This is a genomic window from Paenibacillus barengoltzii NBRC 101215, from assembly GCF_004000745.1.
GTDB lineage: Bacteria > Bacillota > Bacilli > Paenibacillales > Paenibacillaceae > Fontibacillus > Fontibacillus barengoltzii.
In genome coordinates, this window is the sequence record NZ_BILV01000007.1 from 138,186 (window position 1) to 159,803 (window position 21,618).

Consider the following 21,618-nt stretch of genomic DNA (forward strand, 5'->3'; position numbering starts at 1 on the left):
GCATATATGCAAAAAAACACCGTAAGGAACGACATCAAATCGCATCCTACGGTGCTCTGCATCTCAAACAAATCCAAGTTTAAAGCGAAAGTCCCTTCAACTTCTTATCCAGCAGCTCGAACGCTAGCTGCAGCCGATCTTTCGGCACCTCACTGTAGCGGTCTCCGATGCTGATTTCAAAGGCACTTCCCCCATCCGCTTTCTCTTTCAAGAACGAGGTGAAACCAACCCCGGTTTCCCGATAGACTTCAATCAGCACGGACTCCAATCGCTCCTTGGGAACGTCCGAATGCACATGGAACATGTTCGACACCGGGATCTCCGGAACGGTCTTCATCCGATGACATTGATTAAACAGACTGGAGAGCTCTTGTGCTTGCTGATAATACTTTTTCATCTTTCCGACACGTTTCTCATAATAGTAATCCGCACTGAGAAAATAAGGATACAAGCTGATAAGATCCCCGCCGTGGCGCCTTTTCCATACCTTCGACTCCTTCGTCAGCTCCGGATCCCCGGCCAATATGGCTCCGGCAATCCCGCCGATCCCTTTGTAGAACGAGATATAGACGCTGTCGAACAGGGCGCAAACCTCAGCGGCGGTTTTTTCGTAGTAAGGCAACACTTCAAACAGTCGGGCTCCGTCCAGATGCAGCTTGATGCCTCGCTCCCGGCAGTAGGTGGATATAGCTTCAAGCTCTTCGAACGGCGGCAGTTGACCGCCGATTTCACGCTGCGGCAGCTCCAACAGCAGGCATGAGACATCCTCTGGCAGCTGACGAACGTCCTCCATCTCAATCAGCCGATCTGGATCCGCCAAGAGAATCGGCTCCAGCCCGTGCAGCTCCTTCAACCCGTCCTCCTCATGAATCTCCAAATGGCATAAAGGATGATAGGCCACACGTTTGGACCCTTTGCGGTCACACCATATCCGCAGGGCAATTTGCTGCGCCATTGTACCGCTCGGAAAAAATACAGCAGACTCCTTACCAAGCACTGCAGCCATTTTCGCTTCGAAAGCTTCCAGCGCTTGCCCTGAACCGTACATGTCACTGTCTACCCCGCCGCTGATCTCGGCAAAGGCCTGCTTCAACACTTCTACATTGCGTTTTCCGTGGCCCGCCACTTGATAAACTGTCCGTTCAAAGGCTGCCTTCAGTGTCCGCCTATCCAGTACTCCATCATTTCCATACATGCTCCTCACCGCTCCTCTCCCACGCTGTCTGTCTAATTTCAGTATGATCATGCTTATTATAACGCCATTTGAAGCAGGAAACGATGATCCAGATTGATCGGAGGGGCGAAGCAGTCTTATAGGACCCCTTCTGCACATTATCCCTTTCATTCAGTGTGAAGAAATCGAAAAGATGAATGATGAAATAGTAAAAAGAACGCCTGCAAAAGCAAGCGCCCTTTCTAATTGCTATGGGATTAAAGCTTGAACACGTTCGTCAACCCGTTCATATTCTCGGACAGTTCGACCAATTTACAGGAGGTCTGCTCGATATCCCCAAAGATCTGCTCCTGCGTACCCAGCTGATCTTGAATAACGCCAGAGACTTGCAGGCCCGACTCGATCGTGGTGTTCACATCCTCCAGCGTTGCGGTCATTTCCTCCAGCGCAGCGGCTTGGGTGGTAACCCCGTCGGAAATATCGTTCAACATGGCGAAGGTGTTCTCGATATTATCGATGATTTGCTCGATATTAACCTTCACATTCTCGGATTGCGTGACGCCTTGCTGCACCTTCTCTTCCGTCTGAGCAACCGCAGACACGACACTGCCAGTACGAACTGTCATATCTTCGACCAAGCTGCTGATTTCCTGAAGGGAGTGATTCGTATCCTCGGCTAATTTCCGGATTTGTCCGGCTACCACTGCGAACCCTCTTCCCTCTTCCCCGGCCCGGGCCGCTTCAATCGCCGCGTTAAGGGCTAACAGGTGGGTCTGTTCTGAAATTTGTTTAATGATGCTGATAACCTCGGTAATTTTCTGGCTTTGTTCCTCAAGCCCAAGCACCTCGCTGTTAACGTGCTCCGTATTCGCTGCGAGCTCGTTAATCGCCTCCACGATCGATTCCACCGAATGCTTCCCGCCTTCGGCGGAATGCATAACCGATTGGGCTTGCTCCGCAATGCGGCTTGTCAGTTCTGCCGTCGTCTGCGAATGGTTCGTAATCTCGGAGATCGCAATCGCCGTTTGCTTCATGCTTTCTGCATTTTGGGTAAATACGGATAACAAATGCTTGATGCCTTCGTTAATTTCGTGCACCTGCCCATTCGCCTGCTCAATGATGCGGTTTAACTCTTCCGAAGACAGCGTCACTCGTTCGGAGGAGGATTGGATGGATGCGATCAAATGCTTCAGGTTATCTCTGGCCTTCTGAATCGAGCGGATCATTTGCCCGGCTTCCCCTTGCTGAAACGTATGTATTTTGGTGGATAAATCATTTTCGGCCATGGAATTAGCGAGCTTCGCGCCTTCTTTGAGCGGACGAACTAGAAAAGCTTCGGAGATAAACGCAGACACCACTTGGAAAATAAGAAAAATGATCAATGCCTTTAATACCAAAGAGGGGGTAATCAGTTTAAAGAAATCATTACTCTGGCTATAGGATAAGGTTACAATAAGAGCGGTGTTGGAGACGAACATGGCCAAGAAGACAAGCACCATGATTCGGGTCCGGATAGAAATATTGCGAATTCGATTCATCTTAGTATCACCTGGTTTATTTGTAGTATGGTAAAAATCAAAATCCTCTGGCACATTTTTTTATCCGCTCCAGGTATCTCCTCCCATTCTCGAGATAGGCACTGAGTTCCAAATCTTGCATGTGATTTTCGTTATATAGTCCAATATATAGTCCAAATTGACCATAGTCAAATTCATGTTAAATGGTAGTAAACCGCTTACAAGTCTAGTAAAATAAATAGGTTAGGAAATCAGCCGAGCATCTTTTAGCACACAGGAGGGGATCCGAATGGTTGATGTGAAAGGCAAATGGGCGCTCATTACCGGAGCCAGCCGCGGGATAGGGTATCAAATCGCGAAGTTTATGGCCGAGCAAGGCTGCAACTTGATTCTGCATAGCCGCAAGCTGGAGCATACCCGGCAATTGGAGCAAGAAGTTCGGACATCGGGCGTCCAGGTCTACTCTGTACAAGCTGAGCTGTCAAACCAACAGGAAGTTGTCGCCATGCTGGATGAAATCGAAGCCAAAGGCACGCCGGTTGACATCGTATTTAATAACGCCGCCGTTCAAATCGCTTACCGGACCGATTATTGGCAGACTCCAGTCTCCGATTTCGAGCAGAGCTTCCAAATTAATTTCATCTCCATCGTCACGATCTGCAACCGATTGATTCCCAAGATGATCGAACGCGGTTTCGGCCGGGTCATCAACACAACCAGCGGGATCAAAAACGAACCGGAGCAAGCCGGCTACGCCGCAAGCAAAGCCGCGCTCGACAAGTTCACCAAAGATCTCGCCTCCCGTCTCGAAGGCACGGACGTGATGATTAATTTAAGCGATCCGGGCTGGTGCCGGACCGATCTGGGCGGCCCGCATGCCCCGAATTCGGTGGAAAGCGTACTTCCGGGCATTGTGGTCGGAGCTTTCGTTAACGACCAGAAGAGCGGGCGCTATTTCCCTGCGCAAAGCTTCACCGGTCTGACGCTGGAGGAAGCCATCGCTAAGGCAGAGGAGATCGAAGCAGTGCCTTATATGATTTAACGCAATTTAACGCAAAAAACCATCCCGCGAGCAACCCGCCGCGGGATGGTTTGCATTCAGAACTCATATTGTCTCGAGCGGGTGGTGTCCACCTCACCGGACGTTGCCGGTGCTGATTCGAGAAATACGCGTTGTGCCGGATAAGCCAGCTTAATCCCCTCTTCCTCCAGCACCTGCATAAAGGCCAGATTCATTTCCTGACGCGCTGACAAGTACTCTCCCCAAACGGTTGATCGCGTGAAGTAATAGATGAAAATGCCTAAGCTGCTCTCGTTGAAATCCGTAAACTTCACGAAAATGGTGCCTGGGTCGATTTGCTCGTTGTCGCGAAGCAGTTGTTCGATTCGACGGATGGCTGCCATCATCCGTTCCCGATCAGAGTCCAGCGCCACAGGAAGTGTAAAAGTCACTCTTCGCTTGCCCATTTTGCTCCAGTTCGTGATCGGCTGATCTGCCAATTGCGCATTGGGGACGGTAATCACCGCATCAGCGAAGGTACGGATCTTCGTGCTGCGGAAGGTAATGTCCTCCACCATGCCTTCAGCGGTAGGCGTCAGAATCCAATCTCCTTTGGAAAATGGCTTTTCCAAAATAATCACAATGCCGCCAAAGATGTTCCCTAACGTATCTTTGGCAGCCAAAGCTACAGCTAAGCTGCCTAACCCCATGCCGGCCACCAGTCCATTGATGCTAAATCCCCACTCCGCCCCAATTAAGGCTACAGTGATGATAACCACAACGATCCGGAGGACCTTCGATAAGAACGGAATAAGCATGCTTGCATCGTCTAATCGGATTTTGCGGCTTAATCCCTCCAGCAATACCGAGGATTGGGCGGATAGGATGTACATCCCCCATCCGATCAAGGCGATGACGCCGCTGCGGAATAAGGGATCCAGGCCTACGGCGATTTCCACATTGCGCGGCAGCAAATATTTCAACCCTATTTCAAGGCCAATCAGAATAAATAACCACCGAAAAGGCCGCTCCAGCACTTGTCTCCATAGATTTAGCCGGTCCGGCTTCGCCGTCTTTCTGCGATCCAGCAGAGCGAAAGCCAGCTTCACGAACGCTTTGCTAAACAAAGCGAACAGCGCCATAATGCCGACGGCAATTCCAAGATCCTCCCAACCCAATTGTCCGAGGGACTTCAACACTTTTCCCCCATCGTTCAATGTTATAGCACCCCCTTAAATAAAGGGCCATTATAACATGATCCGGTGAAAGATGTCTAAAGGCCATAACCCACAAACGACATGTCGTGAGCCCGAGGGATGCGCTGCCGCCTACACTTTAAACTTGCCGATCATCGCCTGCAGTTCCTCAGACAACTGACTTAGCCCCTCCATTGAAGCCATCATTTCTTGAACGCCGGCGTATTGTTCCTCGGTGTGGGCATAGACCTCGCGGGAGCCGCTGGCGGTCTGCTGAGCGACCCGGTCGATCGTGGTGATTGCCTGGACGACAGCATCCGATTGGGAGTACAGTTGCTCCGCCTGCCCGGTCACCCGGCTGATTTGCCCAGCCACCTGCTCGACCGCCTGACGGATGCTGCTGAACACCTCACCAGCTTGCTGAACCGTCGCAATGCCTGCTGCGACCTCCTGCGAACCGGCTTGGGCCGCCTCGATCACCAGCTCCATCTCACTGCGCACCCCTTCGAGCATCTCAGTCACATCGGCTGCGGCCGCTCCGGTCTCTGCCGACAGCTTGCGCACCTCCCCAGCGACCACGGCGAACCCTTTACCAGCCTCTCCCGCCCGTGCCGCCTCAATGGAGGCGTTCAGCGACAACATCTGCGTCTGCTTGGCGATCCCGGCAATCAGCTTCGCGGCCTCCGCAATTTGACCCGAGCGAACGCCTAGCCGCTCGATGAAGGCGCGAAGCTCGTCCATCTGCCGCTGGATCGAGGCCATCTGGGCCGCCGCTTGTGCCACAATGTCCTCGCCGGCCCGCGTTTCGTGCACCGCCGCTTCCGATTCTTCGCGGGCGTCATCCGCGAGGCTGGCCATCTCCTGGGCCCCCGCAGCCATCTTCGTCACTTGGGTCACGCCCAGTTCTACAGATTGCACCTGCTCCTCGCTTCCAGACGAAATTTGCCCCATGATATCGGAAATTTCTCCAGAGGAGGCGCGGAACTGCTCCGACTGGTGTCGCAGCTGATCCGCCGATGCAGCAACACGTCCCGCATGCCGACCCAGATTGCCGATCATTTCCTGCCAGCTTCGTCTCATATGGTTAAACGCAGCTGCGAGTTCGCCAATCTCATCACGGTTACTCACCGCGATCTCTGCAAGGGTTAAATCGCCGTCCGCCAATTCGCGGGCCCCCTTGACCATCACTCGCATCGGTTTGACGATTTTCCGGGACAACAGGACACCGGTCAAGACAGCGAACAGGATCGCGATGGCTCCGCAAATCGCTAATATCCATAGGGTGGTCGCCGATTCTTTCTTGAACTCGGCTAATTTCGCCTGAAGTTCGCTTTCCTGCAAGGTCCGCAATTCACTTGCCCCATCAATCATCGCATCTGACGTCGGAATCGCCCACATCAGCGCTTCTGTTTTCGCCAAATCCGGCTTGTCCGATTGAACATAATCGCGAACCTTCGTCAGCAAGCGAGCAAACGTCGCATTGGATTCCGATAACGAGGAAGCAACCGCCCCCTGCTCTTCACTTGCGGAAGCGCTTACGATTCGGCTGATGATTGTGTTCAGTTCTTCATTAGCTCCGGTTAACTGCTGTTCCTTCTCGGGCGAAGGCTCCACGATATAACTAAACAAGAGGCTGTTCTGACGCTGTGTCTCCATCTCCAACCTGGCCGCCTGATCCCGTGCTGCCGTATTCTGCTCAAGCAGCTCGGAATAGTTCTGATCCATCCGGTTCAAGAACGCGTAGGCCACTCCAGCAATAACCCCCACCAGCAGCGATACCGTGATAAAAGCTGCCGTCAGCTTCCGACCGAGCGAAAAAGCGTGCCCTCCAGCTCCTACTCCATTGGATTTCTTCTGCTTCTCCATCTGTTGTCCCCCCTTGGTTGGATCTAACGAACAAGGGCCGCCAGACAAATCATCTGCGGCCTATGTTCTTCTTGGTCTATTCACTTGTATCATCTATCAAACCGTGGCAAGAGGGGAATTCAAAATTCTCCTTTGTTCTATCAAAATTCTCATATCTCAAGATTTTGCCGAAGTTTTAGGCGGACTCTCTAGCCTTCCCGGCCCGCATAAAGATCTTGATGATCTCATTCAAGATCAGCGGGATTAACGCCAAGAGAATCACGATCCCCCAATCGGAGAGGCTGAGATTTTGGACCTTAAACGCTGCGGCCAAGAACGGGATCGAGATCGACAGGAACTGTAACAGCAATCCAGCAATAACCGCTCCAACGAGCAACAGATTGGAGAACAGACCGACGGTGAAAATCGACTTGGTCGCACTGCGCTTCGAGAAGGCGTAGAACAGCTGCGACGCCGCAAGCACAACAAAGGCCATCGTCCGTGCGTAAGTCATCACATCCTCCGGAATACCGGAGGTGCGCAAACCATACCCATGCTCACGAAGTCCTATGTAAAATGCAACCAAAGTCAGCGCACCGATCAAGAGCCCGCCAAGCACCGCCTGCCACGCTGCACCTCCGGCAAAGAAGCTCTCCTTCGGATCACGCGGCTTACGCTTCATGACGTCCTTCTCGCCAGGATCCACACCTAGTGCAATCGCCGGCAACGTGTCGGTGACCAGGTTGATCCAGAGGATCTGGGTTGCCAACAACGGCAACGGCCAGAAGAATAAAATCGAAGCGAGAATCGCCACAATCTCCCCGAAATTACACGCCAACAGGAACGTTACCGTCTTACGAATATTCGCGTAGATGTTCCGACCTTCCCGAATCGCGTGGACGATCGTGGTGAAATTATCGTCGGTCAGAATCATGTCGCTGGCGCCCTTCGATACGTCGGTACCGGTAATACCCATCGCCACGCCGATGTCTGCCGTCTTCAGCGACGGCGCGTCGTTGACGCCATCCCCGGTCATCGAGACGATGTTGCCCTTCGCCTTAAAGGCCTTGACGATCTTCACCTTATGCTCAGGCGAAACCCGGGCGAATACGCGGATGCCCTTGATTTTTTCGGCAAACGCCTCATCCGACAACTCGTCGATTTCGGCCCCCGTCATGCTTTGTTCCAGGGAGCTGGCAATCTCCAGCTCTTTGGCGATTGCCACAGCGGTGTTGCGATGGTCGCCCGTGATCATCACCGGAGTGATCCCCGCCGCTTTCGCCTCGCGGATCGAATCCTTCACTTCGGACCGCGGCGGATCGATCATGCCAACGAAGCCAAGGATGGTCAGATCCTGCTCCATCTCCTCGGGCGGCAGGATGCGATCCGTATCCTTATAGGCAGCACCCAACACCCGTAATGCATCGTCCGACATCGCTTCTGCGGCTGCCATGAAGCGTTGCTTCAGCTCTTCCGTCAGCGGTACGACCTCTCCGTGAACTACCGCGCTGTTCGATATCCGCAGCAGCTGGTCGATCGCGCCTTTCGTATGCACGCGATAGCCTTCCCGCGTCTGGTTCAGCGTGGACATCAGCTTGCGGTCGGAATCAAACGGCTTCTCGGAGATCCGTTTGTATTCGGCCTCCAGCGATTTCTTCGAAAGTCCATGCTGTTCGCCGAAAGCGACCAAGGCGATCTCCGTTGGATCACCGGTCCCTTCGCCATTCTCGTAAGTGGCATCGGAACACAACACGAACGTCTTGATCATTTCGATCGGGGCCTCATCGCCCAAAGGCTCCGCAGTAAAATGCTTGACGACCGTCATTTTATTCTGGGTTAAGGTCCCGGTTTTATCCGAGCAGATGATGTTCACCGAGCCCAACGTTTCTACGGCCGGCAGCTTCTTGACAATGGCGTTGATGCGAGACATGCGCGTGACGCCAAGTGCGAGTACAATCGCTACGATGGCTGGCAGCCCCTCCGGAATCGCCGCGACCGCCAGGCTGATCGCAGTCAGGAACAACTCAAACAGATCTCGTCCCTGAATAAGGCCAATGACGAAGATCACGACGCAGATGCCGATAGCGATGTAACCCAGCATTTTGCCGAGCTCATCGAGCTTCTTCTGCAGCGGAGTCAACTCCTGCGTATCTTCGTCCAGAATCTTGGCGATTTTGCCCATCTCTGTATTCATCGCCGTCCCGACGACAACCCCTTCGCCGCGGCCATACGTCACAAGCGTCGACATAAATGCCATGTTGCTCTGATCTCCGATGGGCGTTTGCGCTTCTTGATGCAGATCCTCCGCATTTTTATCCGACGGTACGGACTCGCCGGTCAGTGCGGATTCCTCAATTTGCAGATTCGCACTGTCAATCAACCGCAAATCGGCTGGAATGAAACGTCCGGCATCCAGGATCACGATATCGCCCGGAACGATCTCCCCGGAATCGATTTCCTTCACATTCCCGTCACGCCGTACCAGCGTTTTGGGGGTGGTCATTTGCTGCAGCGCTTCAATCGCTTTCTCCGCTTTCTGCTCCTGAATGACTCCGATAATCGCGTTCAACAGGACAACGGCCAAGATGATGACGGCATCCATGTATTCTCCGACAATCAGCGTAACGATGGCGGCAGCCAGCAGCACATAAATCAGCATATCCTTTAGTTGAGCGAAGAAGACCGACCAAATGCCCGGCTTCGGCTTGCCTTTAATCTGGTTTGGCCCGTACTTCGACAGACGCTTCCCGGCTTCTTCCGAAGACAGCCCGGCAGCGGGATCCACCTGCAGCTCTTGCAAGACGGCCTCCCGGGTTTTCGTATGCCACATCAGCAGCACCTCTTTACTTGAATTTGGCAGACATGAACATACCATTATTGTAAACCGAATCCGCGGGAAATTATGAGAAAAAATAAACAACACTCCACATCGATATCCCGCCACAAATTTGCCATAATATGAAGGACCTCGAGTCAGCCGCATGAAGATGAAAAAATGCCTGGGCTATGCTACAATACTGAGATGTTAAACGGGAACGTTTAGAGGGATGTCATTCTAGGAGGGTATTTCATTTCATGTTAATTATAGGTATCGCCGGCGGCACCGGGTCCGGGAAAACGACGGTGGCCCGCTCGGTTATCGGCCAGCTGGACACTGATAAAGTGACGTTTATTTCACAAGACAACTACTATAAAGACCAGTCGCACCTCAGCATGGCCGAACGGGAAAAGACGAACTACGACCATCCCTTCGCCTTCGATAACGAGCTGTTGGTGGAGCATTTGAACCTGCTCAAGAACGGACAAGCTGCCTATGCTCCGGTGTATGATTTTACGAAGCATACCCGTTCGGATAAGACGATCAAGCTATTACCTAATAAGATTATTATCGTTGAGGGACTCTTTGTCCTGTATGACGAGAAGCTGCGGGAGATGCTCGACATCAAGGTGTTCGTGGACACTGACTCCGACGTGCGCATCCTTCGGCGGGTACTGCGCGACATGGAAGAACGCGGTCGTTCGATCCACTCCATCCATCAGCAGTACCTGGCCACGGTAAAGCCGATGCATGAAGCTTTTATTGAGCCGTCGAAAAAATACGCCGACCTCATTATTCCCGAAGGCGGGCATAACGAAGTGGGCATTCAAATGCTGACCATCCTGACGGAGAAACATTTGACCGGAGGGTTTAAAGTCTAGATAAACAGCGGAAAAAACACCTGCAATTGGCAGGTGTTTCATTTTTCAACGAATGGGGTTAATTACTCCGGGCCGTCCGAATGCGGATCACCGCTTGTCTAACTAAAGCAATCAGAAACAGCAGCGGAAGGTAGCCGAAGGTCAGGAAGCCGCCAATCTGCGAGATGAGGAGTTCCATTCGTTCGATGCCCACCGGGGTTCGCACGGAGATGATCACTCCAAAAACCACGAGTAAGGTGATCCATAGCGCCCATTTCCTTGGCAACTTCAAAGTTTGATGCAGAATACGAACCGCTGCCCAGATCGAAATGCAGCAAACCGGGAAGATCACCAGCAGCCAATCAAAGATATAGATATAGTCGAAACGTTCCAAAAACGCCAAACGAATAATTTTAGATAGAACAAGCGTTGGCCAAATCGTTCCCTTCAGCTGCAACATATTGAAATATCCCAGGGTCGTGATCAGCACGAGCATATAAAGCACGGTGGTATAGGCTGTCGCGAGATGTGCCCATTTATGCGCTTTACGCTTATCCTTGAGAAATGGATAGTAGAACAAGAGAAATTCGGGCCCTAAGAAGATATAGAGTGAATTCACCGCCGACGTTATATAATCGCCCAGACCATGATTCATGATCGGAAGTAGGTTGTTCCAATGAGCGAGCTTCATAGGAAAATAGAGCGTCGGGAGAATGAAACTGGGAATAATAACGCACAGCAAGCAGATGCCGGTAACGACACGAAAGCCTCCGGACACAATGTACGTAGCCGCCGCTAAAATGATCAACGCAACTTGCCATAGCGACGAATCCGGAAACACCCATACATAGATCACTTCCGCATAGGGCCGAATCTGCCCTACACAAATCAGCACACAGTAGAAGAACAGAACCAAGCTTAACCCTCGGCCAATGACGTTTCCGAATATTTGACGGTGGAGAGAGAAGATATCCCCGTCTTCGGCCATACGCATCAATTGGAACAACATAAAAATAACGAGGTGCATCAAGATGCCTACCACCAGCAAGGAAATCCAGGCGTCTTGTTCCGCGCCGCGAACAATTCTTTGCTGAAAATTCAACATCCCGATCCCCGTTTGAACCCCGTGGACTAGAAACCAGGTGAAGTAAGCCGAGACTTGGCTGCTTTGCTTTACGTTTTGGCTCATCCGTTTCTCCTGCCTTGATCTAATATCCGATCCCCGATTCCTTTAAAGTGAGATGAGTATGAACTTCGAAACGCATTCGCGGGTACTCCCGCTTGTAGAAATCCTCTTCGTCCCAGGAACGTTGATGTCCCCGAACAAAGTCACCTAATCCGAGCGGATCTACGCCGTTGTCACGCAGCTTGTTCAGCAGCTTTATGGCATTGTCATTTATTTGCTGCTCTAGCTCGGATACCGTATATTTGTAGGTGATTTCAGAACGCATATTCATTCTAGGGATTTCCTTTAACATCCCTATTAGATGCAAGTCGATGGTCATTTTGAGGGCTTCTCCGTGATCCAGGGCGAAGTGCATGGAGGGCTCTTCCTTTAGCAGGCTGAGCGCTGCCACATGTTCCTCGGAACCCGCATTGATTTGAACGGGTAAGATCCCGCCTTTTCCACGTCCCTTCATCATTTTGAGGAGCAGCGTCTCCTTCGCATCTAGCACCAATTTCAGCCGATCGTATTGAAAAATACCGAGTCCTGTGAATTCGATTTTCCCATACTTGTTCCTCTTAAGATACGGAGCGAATGCGTCCCTCCCTGTTCCATAACAATTGAATAAAAAAATATGCAGATTGTTCAGAGGAGCGTTATCCGACGTCACATTTTGCTCGATTAAATGATAGGGCAGTCCTTCCCTGTTTTTTCCTTTTAAACTTTGGAACATCTCTTGCGGAGGTTCCTCCGAGACGGCCAAGATCATGCTTGTGCTGGTGATCGGGCTTCTGCAGAAGGTATGCAGGAAGGAATCCAAGCCTTGCTCGGCCATCCGGCGGCTAAATACTAACATTCGCAGCTTCCCCGTTTGAATCGTATGGGGGGACTGCATGTTCATTTGGCTGAGCATCAACTCCACCGTATCCCCTTCCCCATAGATGGACTTAATTCTATCGTTTTCCATATGGTCCATATAGAGACCAATAGTCTGGTATAGTCCGTTCTTCTGGTCGACTCCCAACACGGTGAGAATTTTAATTCTGTCCACGATCCGAGTTTGCATGCAGCCGATCAACGTCAGGGTCATCCCCAGCATAAGAGCGGTGAGAACAACAAACCTCCTAAGCCGTTTATTCCGCATAGTCATCCTCCTTCCGTGATTGTGGGTGGTAGCGATAAGCGGTTAACGGGCGTAGGAATAAGCTGCGACGGTTCAAGTATTGATAGGAAGCCCGAATGGCGCTGTCGGCCAAATTGTCTGTTCGAAAAGGATACAGCGGCGCGAGATACGGCACCCCAAGCGATTTGAGCCGCATTAAATGTCCCATCAACATCAAGAAACCTATAGTAATTCCAAGACCGCCCCAAAGGGCCGCTAATAAGATAAACGGAAAACGAAGCAGCCGGATCGTATTCGCCATTTTGACAATCGGAGTCGTAAAGGAAGCCAGGGCCGACAGCGCCACAATAATCAATAAAATAGTACTGGTCAATGCGGCTTGCACAGAAGCCTCACCGATAACAATACCGCCGACGATCCCAAGGGTCTGGCCGATTTTAGACGGCAGCCGTGCGCCTGCCTCCCTGAGCAAATCAATCGTGATCTCCAGAAAGATCACCTCCACGACCGGCAGAAATGGTACATGGATTCGCGACTGAATTAACGGGCCAAGAATCGTTTCAGGGAGGATCTCATAATGAAACGTCATAATCGCCACATAAATCGGTGTGGCAAACACCGAGAACACCACGCTCAGAAGTCGAATAATGCGATGGAATGACCCTAAGATCCAAGGCAAACAGTAATCCTCCGGCGACACGAAAAAACCAAGAAAATTAGCTGGGGCCGCCATGACGTAGGGAGAACCGTCCGTGAAGACAGCCACTTGCCCGGAGGTAAGGGCAAAGGTAACCCGATCGACCCGTTCGGTGGAGATAAATAACGGGAACATGGTGTTGCTCTGATCAGCAATGATTTCTTCCAGTTGGGAGGTGTCGTACAATACTTCGTAATCGATGCTTTTCAGCCGCTGCCTCATCGTGTCGACGATCTCCGGATTTGTGACATCCTCCAAATAAGCGATAACCACTCGGGTGTTGGAGTGAGAACCGATCGTTAGGGTTTCGAAAATCAACGCCGGCGTTGCCAGCTTCTGCCTCAAGAGATGCAGATTCGTGTCCAGATTCTCCACAAAACCAACCTTCGGCCCCATGACACTGAACTCATTCTCAGTGTCGTTGCTCTGCCGTTGACCGGTTTGGGCGTTATTCAAATTCGCCAGTACATACAAGTCTTCCGCTGAATCCATGCGGAGCAAGACGTACCCTTCCATGAGTTTTGCGACAACTTCTTTCTCCGTGTTCGCAATCATCACCTCGGCAAAAGGCAACAGGTCCATCAGCTCTTCCGGTTGACCGAGCCGATCCCGATGCTCCCGAAGAGCAGGAAGCAAATAACGGGTCACCTTATCATCCGACACCAACGAACTGTAATAGGCGACTCGAATCAATCCTTCATCTTCCTCAAAGGGCGAAAACTCGTGAAAATCACTGGACTTCCGGACCTGCTCCAGGCCCGAATGCCTCTGGTTCAGCCGTTTCTCGTTATCGGAATGCTTCACAAACATCCCCTCGATTTCAATCATTTTCCTTTAAGATTCCGCAGCGTGGCAGGGTTTATGCAAAATAATGATTCCGTTTTCCGCTCTACACCCGCATCTTCAATGCATAAATATACAAAATGACGTGTCCCGCGGTTTGATGGATCTGGAAATTCGCAGTATGATTAAAAAGCTGAGACTGGAAAAAAGGAGGTCGAAGGATAACAATCACCTTTTCTGGGAAAGGACGGGATGCCTGATGCGTGGAAAAACCTTATTGCTGAGCCACATGAAGTCGCATTTTCCGCTGTATTTGACAGCTGCGCTATGTTTGACGGCTGCCAATGTGACGTATTCATATTTCCCGAAGGTCCTGGGGGATTTTACGGATCACCTCCAGCAAGGCGGGCTGACTAGAAGCGGAGTAGGCCGATACGCGCTGACTCTGGCTGCCATCGCCGTCGTCTATGGCCTTTGCTTTGGATTCGGTCAGTACATGAACCATCGCCTGGGGCGAATGTTCGAATTTCGGGCCCGGAACCAATTATTTCGGCATTTTACTCAATTAAGCGAAGCGTTCTTCTCGAAACACGGAATCGGCAAACTGCTCAGCTACGTGATGAATGACGTCACCGGCGTGCGGGAGTCGATCGCTAACGGGTTGAACCAGTTAACTAATGCGTCGGTGTTGTTGATCTCCGTCATCACGATGATGATGGTCAGCGATATTCCGGCGCTTTTGATCGTGGTATGTGTCTTGCCGCTGATTGCCATCCCGTTTATCGTAAGCGGATTCGGCCCTAAGATCCGTGACAACTCGCGAAAGGTGCAGGAGTCGCTTGCGGCGATGACGGAAGCTGCGGAGGAGCAATTTGAAGGCATCAAGGTGACGAAGAGCTTCGCAATCGAAGAGATTGCCCGCGCCCGGTTTGGGCAGACTGTGGACCGCATCCTGAGCAGCCAGCTGTCGCTGGTCCGGATGAGCTCGCTGTTTCAGGTGCTGCTGCCGTTTACCGGCGCGGTTTCCATGGCGGTGGCCATCGCTTACGGCGGCCTGCTCGTCTCGCACGGCGAGCTGTCGCTGGGTAATTTCGTGGCCTTAACCTTATATTTGCGGATGATTATGAACCCGCTGCGGCTGATCGGCAACGTGATCAACTTCATGCAGCGTGCGCGAGCTTCCCTTGACCGGCTGAACCACCTGTTGTCCATGAAGCCGGACATTTACGATGAAGCCGATGCCCTGCCGCTGCCGGAAAATCCGCACAGCCTCGACATCGAGATCCGCGGGTTAACCTTCACCTATCCGGACGCCGCCCGCGCATCGCTGCAGGACATTCACCTTCGGCTCAAGCCTGGAGAAACGCTGGGCATCGTGGGCCGAACCGGCAGCGGGAAAACGACGCTCGTCAAACTGCTGCTGCGGGTATACGATCCTCCCCGTGACACAGTCTTCATCGGCGGCCGCGACATCAGAAGCTTGACGCTGGAGAGCCTCCGCACCCGGATTGCCTACGTGCCGCAGGACGGCTTCCTGTTCAGCACGACGCTCCGTGACAACATCGCCTTCTTCGACCGAACCTCCGAGCTGCGCCAAGTGGAGGACGCCGCAAGGATGGCGGATCTCTATGACAACGTCGTAAAGTTCCCGAAGCGGTTCGATACCGAGCTGGGCGAACGCGGCTTAACGTTATCCGGCGGGCAGCGTCAGCGCACCAGCTTGGCCCGAGGACTGATCAAGAACGCGCCGATCCTGCTGCTTGACGACAGCGTCAGTGCGGTAGATTCCGTAACGGAGACGCGCATCCTGTCTCATCTCCGGGAAGTTCGTAAAGGAAAAACAACGCTGATCATCGCCCACCGCATCAGTGCGGTGAAACATGCCGACCGCATCCTCGTGCTGGATGACGGGCGGATTGCCGAGCAAGGAACGCATGAGCAGCTGCTGCAAGCCGGAGGCTTGTACGCAGACCTGTATCACCTGCAGGAAGGAGAGGATTGCGATGTCAACTAATTCCGAAGCAGCCGACACCCGCAGGAAATACGAGGTCACTCCGGAGCAACGGAGGAAGGCGTTTGCCGCCCTGCTCACCTATGCCAAACCACACCGAAAGGCGTTCATCGCCGTGTTTGGTTTTGCCTTTCTGGCCATTTCCGCCGACCTGCTGCAGCCGTTCCTGATCAAATATGCCATCGATGAGAAGGTGCTGTTTGGTGCACACGGCCCCAGCATCCTGCTTAGCCTCGCTTTGGCCTACCTTGCGCTTGAGGCAGTCAGCGGCGTGTTCTCCTATTGGCAGGCGAATCTACTGCAACGGGCCGGGCAAAGCATCGTTGCCTTGCTGCGCAAAGATCTGTTTAAGCAGATCACCCGGCAGTCGATGTCTTTCTTCGACCGCAATTCAGCTGGCGGCCTTGTCACAAATGAGTCCAGTGATACGGAGACGATCAACCAGTTTTTTACCCAGGTGTTGTTAAGTCTGGTCCGCGACGGATTATCGCTGATCCTCGTTGTTGTCTTTATGTTTGCGTTGGACGTCCAGCTGGCCTTATATTGCCTAATTCTTTTTCCGATCATCACGGCCATTGCCATCGCCTTCCGTAAATATTTGCGCACCAGCTATCAGCGAGCCCGCTCGCTGTTGTCCCGGCTCATCGCGTTTACAGCGGAAAATCTGAGCGGGATGAGTCTGATTCAGTCGTTCCATCAGGAAGGGGAGCAAACGTCCCGCTTCAGGGACCGGAACACCGCCTATTTAAAAGCGAATCTGCGGGAAGTTCAGGCCACCGTCCTGTTTAACCGTTCCTTCGACGTGCTTGGCAATTTGTCGGTGGCCTTCGTCGTTTGGATCGGCGGCTTCGCGGTGCTGGGCCATCGCATCGAATTTGGCGTGCTGTATGCCTTCATCAGCTATATCCGCCAATTCTTTCAGCCGATCAACCAAATTACCCAACAATGGAACACGCTGCAGTCCACCATCGTGTCGGTGGACCGGCTGTGGCGAATCTTCTCCGCCGAGCCGGAGGTACAAGACCCTGCGCCGGAGAAAACCAAAGCGTTGCTGGCCCATACGGTACGCGGGCGGATCGATTTCAATCGCATCCGCTTCTCATACACAGAGGGCCAGGAAGTGCTGCATGGCCTCGACCTTCATGTGCGAGCAGGAGAATTCATCGGCATCGTAGGCACGACCGGCGCAGGCAAGAGCTCCTTGGTAAACCTGCTGACGCGGTTCTATGATGTAGACGAAGGCAGCGTCGAAATCGACGGCACGGATATCCGCCGGCTTCCGCAGGCCTCGCTGCATCGCATCGTCGGACTGGTGCAGCAGGACCCGTTCCTGTTCGCCGGGTCCATTATTGACAACGTCCGCCTCTTCCGCGAGGACATCAGCCGCGACGAAGTGATCGACGCCTGCCGGCGCATCGGCGCCGAGCCAATGATCACGCGGCTGAAGGACGGCTACGACACCCTGCTGTCCAATCGGGGCAGCGGGCTGTCTGCCGGTGAGCGCCAGCTGATCTCCTTCGCCCGGATCCTGGTCTTCCAGCCCAAAATCCTCATCCTCGATGAGGCGACGGCGAATCTGGATTCCCAAACCGAGCTGATGATCCAGAACGCGTTAAGCGTAGTGTCCGCCGGCCGGACAACGCTGGTCATCGCGCACCGCCTGTCCACCGTTCAGCACGCGGACCGCATCCTCGTGATCCAGAGCGGCCGGATCGCCGAGCAGGGCACGCATGAAACGTTGCTGGCCCGCGGCGGCTACTATGCGGAGCTGGTACGCCACTCACGGCAAGGTCGTGCGGAGCTGAGGCAGCTGGCACCGCGCAGGTAAGTCTGTCAAGTATAAGGACTGGTCTGAATGAATCGGACCAGCCCTTTTTTGATAAACCGCACCTCCCCACCTGGTTCGCAATACTATAGTTGTAAAGTCTATCTTAGGTGGGTGACCTGGAGATGATATACACCGCACTTGGGGATTCCATCACGTATGGTGATAACGCGACCTCGCCGCGGCTGGCCTATCCTCAGTTAATCGTATCGGAGAATAATCGCTCTACCCCCCGGCCCATCCGGGGTTATGTATTAGCCCGGTCCGGTTGGACCAGCGGCAATCTGCTGGATGCCGTACTGCGGCAAGGCTCGGACATGATTAAACAGTCCTCGGTTGTATCGGTCTGGATTGGGGGCGTCGATTTAGCCAATTCGGCGATTGACCCGCTGGTGAATGGCGGACCGTTTCCGAATATGGAGATCCTCTTCCAGTTTCGCAGAAATTTAAGCACCCTTCTGGGCCATATCCGCAAAATTAGCTCCGCCCGGATCGTATGCTGCACCCAATACAACCCGTTCCCGGGCAACTCACTTGCCATCGAGTGGATCAGTCGTCTTAACGAGACGACCCACGGCATCGCGGCCTCTTACGGAGCCAAGGTGGCACCCGCACACAGATGGTTTGAAGGGAAGCAAGCCGAACTGATCGACGGGTATCGAGGCGGCCAATTGGAGGACCTCCTCGGCGGTACGCTGCCGATTCATCCGAACAATCAGGGACACCGGGTGATTGCGAACGGACTTGCGCCCTACCTTTTTCCTAAAACCAGCGTATCTTCCAAGAAAAAAAAATAGCCGGGATGCTCTCACATCCCGGACCTTCCCGCATACTTCCACGGATTCCCCAGCTTATCTGGCGACTTCATCATTCGTGACATCGTTGAAGAACTTAAACGCGTAGATGGCGCTAATGCCGACAAGCGTGTAAATGATCCGCGACATGGTCGAGTCTTGCCCGCCAAAAATGCCTGCCACTAAGTCATATTGAAAGAGCCCCACCAACAGCCAGTTTAATCCGCCCACAATCAGTAATGCGAGCGCTATTGCGTTTAATGTTTTCATTCCGGGCCAACTCCTCGGTCGAAATTTTTTTATTCATTAGTTAAATTTCCAAGTTGCCCAAAATTTATGCAGATTCCGGCAAATATCACGAAACGGGCTAGAAATTGAGGAACAAGCACAGGCATCGAACCCATTTCGGAAGTAAGATATATCGAGGAAAACGTCTAGCGTAAAAACTAAGCACCGAGGTGATCCTTGCATGGCAAGTTCGGCAAACATTCGCAAACGTGCGAAACAGCTGAAGGGCCAGCCGGTTCGCGTGGAATTGCACGACGGGCGTTCTTATATCGGATGGATCGCCGGGCTGGATGCGAACGGCCTGGTTCTCTCCGTACCCCCGCGCGGCAAGAAGAAAATGAAGAAGAAGAAGGCAGCCCACAGCAAAAAAGCACGCTCATCGGCTATCCAGCAGCCATTGGACAGCGGCCTCCCAAGAGATCCCCGTTTCGCCCAGGGCATCCGTCCCGACGTCGGCTGGGGGCTAGGCGGTGTGCCTATGGGATATGGTCCTGGCCCAGGCGGCAATTGGGGAAGACCCCGGGAACTGGGCTATTACGGAAACTTGAACGGAGGATGGGGAAGACCTCAAGGTTATTATGGCTTTAGCGGAATGCCAGGAAGACCCGGACCCAGACCCTTTGGCTATGGCTTCGCTGGAGGGCCAGGGCGTCCGCGGAGACCCGGGCTGTTTGGCTTTGGCGGATCAAGCGGAAGCGAGGGCTCCGGCGGAACGCAGGAGCAGAACACGGAGACCTCTCCTTCGGAAAGACCCCGCCGGCCAGCCATTCTCGGAATGGTGCAAAAAGTGCAAAAATACATGCCCCTGATGAAGATGGGCTATAACGCCATCAAATCGATTATCCCGTTATTTAACGGCATCAAAGCCTTGATGGTCTGACCTATTAGGAATGGCTCCAAACAACAAAGAGACGCAAATCCTGCGTCTCTTTGTCTATTACTTGCGGCGGTTCTTCGAAAATCGGGTATACACGATCAAAGCGGCGAGCATCATCGCCACGAATCCGATATTCCCGGCAGCTTCAGTCGACATTCCAAACAAGATGCAAAGGTTCGTCACCAAACCGTTGGTCAGCAGCGCGATCAAGATCAAAAATACCGGCCGCCACAAGTTATATCCTCTCATACCGCGACACTCCTGCCCCTTTATTTTCAACGAATCTATGATTTCATGTTAGTAGCATTTTACCATAAGTAGAGAGCGTTTGCATTTTTGCGGTTATTTCCTTCCAACTCTCATTGGTAAGTTTTTTCATAGACACTCCCCGCCGAATGATTTGTATAATCAGTAAGATTGCTATTTTCTTGGAAGGAGCATAGATATGTGGTTTCTATTTGCACTACTGACGTCTCTAGCGTGGGGGAGTGCCGATCTATTCTATAAAAAAGGCAGCGACAGCAAAGACCCGTTCAGTCATCTGAAGATCGTCGTTATGGTAGGTCTGGTGATGGGGATTCACGGCACGGCGTACCTGTTGATCGAAGGGCTGTCCTTTGATCCATTCGATATGATTCGCTATTTGCCGGTATCGGCGCTGTACATTCTATCGATGGCGATCGGCTATTTCGGGCTCCGGTACATTGAGCTCTCTATCGCTTCGCCGGTGCAGAACTCATCCGGGGCGGTGACCGCGATTCTCCTGTATTTGTTCTTCCCTCATGATCTCGGATGGATGGACATTGCAGGGGTAGCGATCATTACCTTCGGCGTGGTGGGGCTGGCGATTTTGGAGAAACAAGAAGAGCGAATAGCCCTGAAGACGGGGACAGATCACCTCAACGCCAAATATCAAATCGGCGTGATGGCGATCACCTTCCCGCTGCTGTACTGCCTGCTTGACGGCTTAGGCACGTTTGCTGACGGCATTTATCTGGACGAGCTGAAGCTGATTGGTGAGGATGCCGCGCTTCTGGCTTACGAGTTCACGTTTTTCCTGTGTGCAGCGGTGGTTTATATTTACTTGGTTGCAGTCAAAAAACAGCGGTTCAACCTCTGGACCGAACGCGTCAAAGGCGTAGCTGCAATTTTCGAGACGACCGGCCAGTTCTTCTACGTCTTCGCCATGGCCAGCAACGCCATCGTTGCAGCCCCGCTGATCGCTTCGTACAGCGTCTTCTCGGTGATTTTGTCCCGCCTGTTCCTTAAAGAACGGCTCAGCCGGTTGCAATATGCAGTCATCGTACTCGTGCTGGCGGGGATCGCCTTGCTTGGCTTGGCGGACGAGCTGTAGGGTGAGGCGCGGGACCTCGGCAAGGCGAGCATCGGGCCGAGTGAGGGGCTGAGTGAGGGGCCGCGTAACGAGTTGGCCGCAGTAGCTATTGCTGTAACTGCTTGCCTTAACACGTAACGGACCGTAATGACCTTATTCGCACATTTCCCGGGTATTTCCCAGTGTAACGGACTTCACGGGCCTTATTCGGCTTGGAGAGCTGCAATTCACGGTGACTACCCTGAAATAACGTCATCTCTGTCCGTTACGTTCCAGAAGTCCCCGATGGCTCCCTATTAACGTCTCTAGTGT

The 21,618-nt window shown here is 52.7% G+C and carries 17 protein-coding genes; 7 read left to right on the forward strand and 10 right to left on the reverse strand.

Annotated features, from left to right (window positions below; genetic code table 11):
• Positions 1-79: 79 nt before the first annotated feature.
• Together PBA01S_RS03165 and PBA01S_RS03170 are read right to left on the reverse strand one after the other, a co-directional pair.
• Positions 80-1,195, reverse strand: a complete 1,116-nt coding sequence (locus tag PBA01S_RS03165) for a threonine aldolase family protein (protein ID WP_028537460.1) — start codon at positions 1,193-1,195, stop codon at positions 80-82.
• A gap of 236 nt (positions 1,196-1,431) precedes the next feature.
• Entirely contained in the window at positions 1,432-2,712 is a 1,281-nt protein-coding gene (locus PBA01S_RS03170) for a methyl-accepting chemotaxis protein (protein ID WP_127575312.1), read from the reverse strand.
• Between the two features lie 268 nt (positions 2,713-2,980).
• Here PBA01S_RS03170 and PBA01S_RS03175 point away from each other — a divergent pair, with 268 nt between their 5' ends.
• The gene (locus PBA01S_RS03175; protein WP_127575313.1) at positions 2,981-3,733 is read left to right on the forward strand and encodes an SDR family NAD(P)-dependent oxidoreductase; all 753 of its coding nucleotides are present in this window, start codon (positions 2,981-2,983) and stop codon (positions 3,731-3,733) included.
• Positions 3,734-3,789: 56 nt separating this feature from the next.
• Here PBA01S_RS03175 and PBA01S_RS03180 read toward each other — a convergent pair whose 3' ends face one another.
• From PBA01S_RS03180 to PBA01S_RS03190, 3 genes are all read right to left on the reverse strand, one after another.
• Positions 3,790-4,908: a mechanosensitive ion channel family protein gene (locus PBA01S_RS03180; RefSeq protein ID WP_127575314.1), complete on the reverse strand. Its 1,119-nt coding sequence runs from the start codon at positions 4,906-4,908 to the stop codon at positions 3,790-3,792.
• Positions 4,909-5,019: 111 nt separating this feature from the next.
• Positions 5,020-6,753, reverse strand: coding sequence for a methyl-accepting chemotaxis protein (locus PBA01S_RS03185; protein ID WP_028537456.1), 1,734 nt, complete (start codon positions 6,751-6,753; stop codon positions 5,020-5,022).
• A 175-nt stretch (positions 6,754-6,928) separates the two neighbouring features.
• The gene (locus PBA01S_RS03190; protein ID WP_016313841.1) at positions 6,929-9,562 is read right to left on the reverse strand and encodes a calcium-translocating P-type ATPase, PMCA-type; all 2,634 of its coding nucleotides are present in this window, start codon (positions 9,560-9,562) and stop codon (positions 6,929-6,931) included.
• A 245-nt stretch (positions 9,563-9,807) separates the two neighbouring features.
• On the opposite strand from PBA01S_RS03190, the gene udk reads away from it, so the two are divergent.
• Positions 9,808-10,431 (forward strand): uridine kinase, encoded by a 624-nt coding sequence (gene udk / locus PBA01S_RS03195; protein ID WP_016313842.1) that lies wholly within the window; start codon positions 9,808-9,810, stop codon positions 10,429-10,431.
• Positions 10,432-10,489: 58 nt separating this feature from the next.
• Here the strand turns inward: udk and PBA01S_RS03200 are convergent, their stop codons facing one another.
• From PBA01S_RS03200 to PBA01S_RS03210, 3 genes are read right to left on the reverse strand one after another with little or no spacing between them, the layout of a single operon-like run.
• Complete coding sequence (locus tag PBA01S_RS03200) at positions 10,490-11,599, reverse strand: GerAB/ArcD/ProY family transporter (protein WP_051416784.1); 1,110 nt, start codon at positions 11,597-11,599, stop codon at positions 10,490-10,492.
• Between the two features lie 19 nt (positions 11,600-11,618).
• Positions 11,619-12,719: a Ger(x)C family spore germination protein gene (locus tag PBA01S_RS03205; RefSeq protein ID WP_164744073.1), complete on the reverse strand. Its 1,101-nt coding sequence runs from the start codon at positions 12,717-12,719 to the stop codon at positions 11,619-11,621.
• Positions 12,709-14,205 (reverse strand): spore germination protein, encoded by a 1,497-nt coding sequence (locus PBA01S_RS03210; protein ID WP_127575324.1) that lies wholly within the window; start codon positions 14,203-14,205, stop codon positions 12,709-12,711. The genes PBA01S_RS03205 and PBA01S_RS03210 overlap by 11 nt, the downstream gene beginning before the upstream one ends.
• Positions 14,206-14,437: 232 nt before the next feature.
• Between PBA01S_RS03210 and PBA01S_RS03215 the strand changes: the two genes are divergently transcribed.
• From PBA01S_RS03215 to PBA01S_RS03225, 3 genes are all read left to right on the forward strand, one after another.
• Positions 14,438-16,192 (forward strand): ABC transporter ATP-binding protein, encoded by a 1,755-nt coding sequence (locus PBA01S_RS03215; protein ID WP_127575316.1) that lies wholly within the window; start codon positions 14,438-14,440, stop codon positions 16,190-16,192.
• Entirely contained in the window at positions 16,182-18,017 is a 1,836-nt protein-coding gene (locus PBA01S_RS03220) for an ABC transporter ATP-binding protein (RefSeq protein WP_127575317.1), read from the forward strand. The genes PBA01S_RS03215 and PBA01S_RS03220 overlap by 11 nt, the downstream gene beginning before the upstream one ends.
• Before the next feature lie 122 nt (positions 18,018-18,139).
• A complete protein-coding gene (locus PBA01S_RS03225) occupies positions 18,140-18,811 on the forward strand; it encodes an SGNH/GDSL hydrolase family protein (RefSeq protein ID WP_164744074.1) in 672 nt (223 codons plus the stop codon).
• Between the two features lie 54 nt (positions 18,812-18,865).
• Here PBA01S_RS03225 and PBA01S_RS03230 read toward each other — a convergent pair whose 3' ends face one another.
• Positions 18,866-19,078: a DUF378 domain-containing protein gene (locus PBA01S_RS03230; protein ID WP_016313849.1), complete on the reverse strand. Its 213-nt coding sequence runs from the start codon at positions 19,076-19,078 to the stop codon at positions 18,866-18,868.
• Between the two features lie 199 nt (positions 19,079-19,277).
• On the opposite strand from PBA01S_RS03230, the gene PBA01S_RS03235 reads away from it, so the two are divergent.
• The gene (locus tag PBA01S_RS03235; RefSeq protein WP_127575319.1) at positions 19,278-19,976 is read left to right on the forward strand and encodes a hypothetical protein; all 699 of its coding nucleotides are present in this window, start codon (positions 19,278-19,280) and stop codon (positions 19,974-19,976) included.
• Between the two features lie 57 nt (positions 19,977-20,033).
• On the opposite strand, the gene PBA01S_RS03240 is transcribed toward PBA01S_RS03235, so the two are convergent.
• Positions 20,034-20,222: a hypothetical protein gene (locus tag PBA01S_RS03240; RefSeq protein ID WP_036644358.1), complete on the reverse strand. Its 189-nt coding sequence runs from the start codon at positions 20,220-20,222 to the stop codon at positions 20,034-20,036.
• A gap of 196 nt (positions 20,223-20,418) precedes the next feature.
• Here PBA01S_RS03240 and PBA01S_RS03245 point away from each other — a divergent pair, with 196 nt between their 5' ends.
• Positions 20,419-21,327, forward strand: a complete 909-nt coding sequence (locus PBA01S_RS03245) for an EamA family transporter (protein WP_127575320.1) — start codon at positions 20,419-20,421, stop codon at positions 21,325-21,327.
• The last annotated feature ends 291 nt before the right edge of the window (positions 21,328-21,618 follow it).

Bases quoted from the DNA above. Each gene is read 5' to 3' on its own strand.
- PBA01S_RS03165 (WP_028537460.1), bottom strand. From the start codon at position 1,195: ATGTATGGAAATGATGGAGTACTGGATAGGCGGACACTGAAGGCAGCC.
- PBA01S_RS03170 (WP_127575312.1), bottom strand. From the start codon at position 2,712: ATGAATCGAATTCGCAATATTTCTATCCGGACCCGAATCATGGTGCTT.
- PBA01S_RS03175 (WP_127575313.1), top strand. From the start codon at position 2,981: ATGGTTGATGTGAAAGGCAAATGGGCGCTCATTACCGGAGCCAGCCGC.
- PBA01S_RS03185 (WP_028537456.1), bottom strand. From the start codon at position 6,753: ATGGAGAAGCAGAAGAAATCCAATGGAGTAGGAGCTGGAGGGCACGCT.
- PBA01S_RS03190 (WP_016313841.1), bottom strand. From the start codon at position 9,562: ATGTGGCATACGAAAACCCGGGAGGCCGTCTTGCAAGAGCTGCAGGTG.
- udk (WP_016313842.1), top strand. From the start codon at position 9,808: ATGTTAATTATAGGTATCGCCGGCGGCACCGGGTCCGGGAAAACGACG.
- PBA01S_RS03200 (WP_051416784.1), bottom strand. From the start codon at position 11,599: ATGAGCCAAAACGTAAAGCAAAGCAGCCAAGTCTCGGCTTACTTCACC.
- PBA01S_RS03205 (WP_164744073.1), bottom strand. From the start codon at position 12,719: ATGCGGAATAAACGGCTTAGGAGGTTTGTTGTTCTCACCGCTCTTATG.
- PBA01S_RS03210 (WP_127575324.1), bottom strand. From the start codon at position 14,205: ATGTTTGTGAAGCATTCCGATAACGAGAAACGGCTGAACCAGAGGCAT.
- PBA01S_RS03215 (WP_127575316.1), top strand. From the start codon at position 14,438: ATGCGTGGAAAAACCTTATTGCTGAGCCACATGAAGTCGCATTTTCCG.
- PBA01S_RS03220 (WP_127575317.1), top strand. From the start codon at position 16,182: ATGTCAACTAATTCCGAAGCAGCCGACACCCGCAGGAAATACGAGGTC.
- PBA01S_RS03225 (WP_164744074.1), top strand. From the start codon at position 18,140: ATGATATACACCGCACTTGGGGATTCCATCACGTATGGTGATAACGCG.
- PBA01S_RS03230 (WP_016313849.1), bottom strand. From the start codon at position 19,078: ATGAAAACATTAAACGCAATAGCGCTCGCATTACTGATTGTGGGCGGA.
- PBA01S_RS03235 (WP_127575319.1), top strand. From the start codon at position 19,278: ATGGCAAGTTCGGCAAACATTCGCAAACGTGCGAAACAGCTGAAGGGC.
- PBA01S_RS03240 (WP_036644358.1), bottom strand. From the start codon at position 20,222: ATGAGAGGATATAACTTGTGGCGGCCGGTATTTTTGATCTTGATCGCG.
- PBA01S_RS03245 (WP_127575320.1), top strand. From the start codon at position 20,419: ATGTGGTTTCTATTTGCACTACTGACGTCTCTAGCGTGGGGGAGTGCC.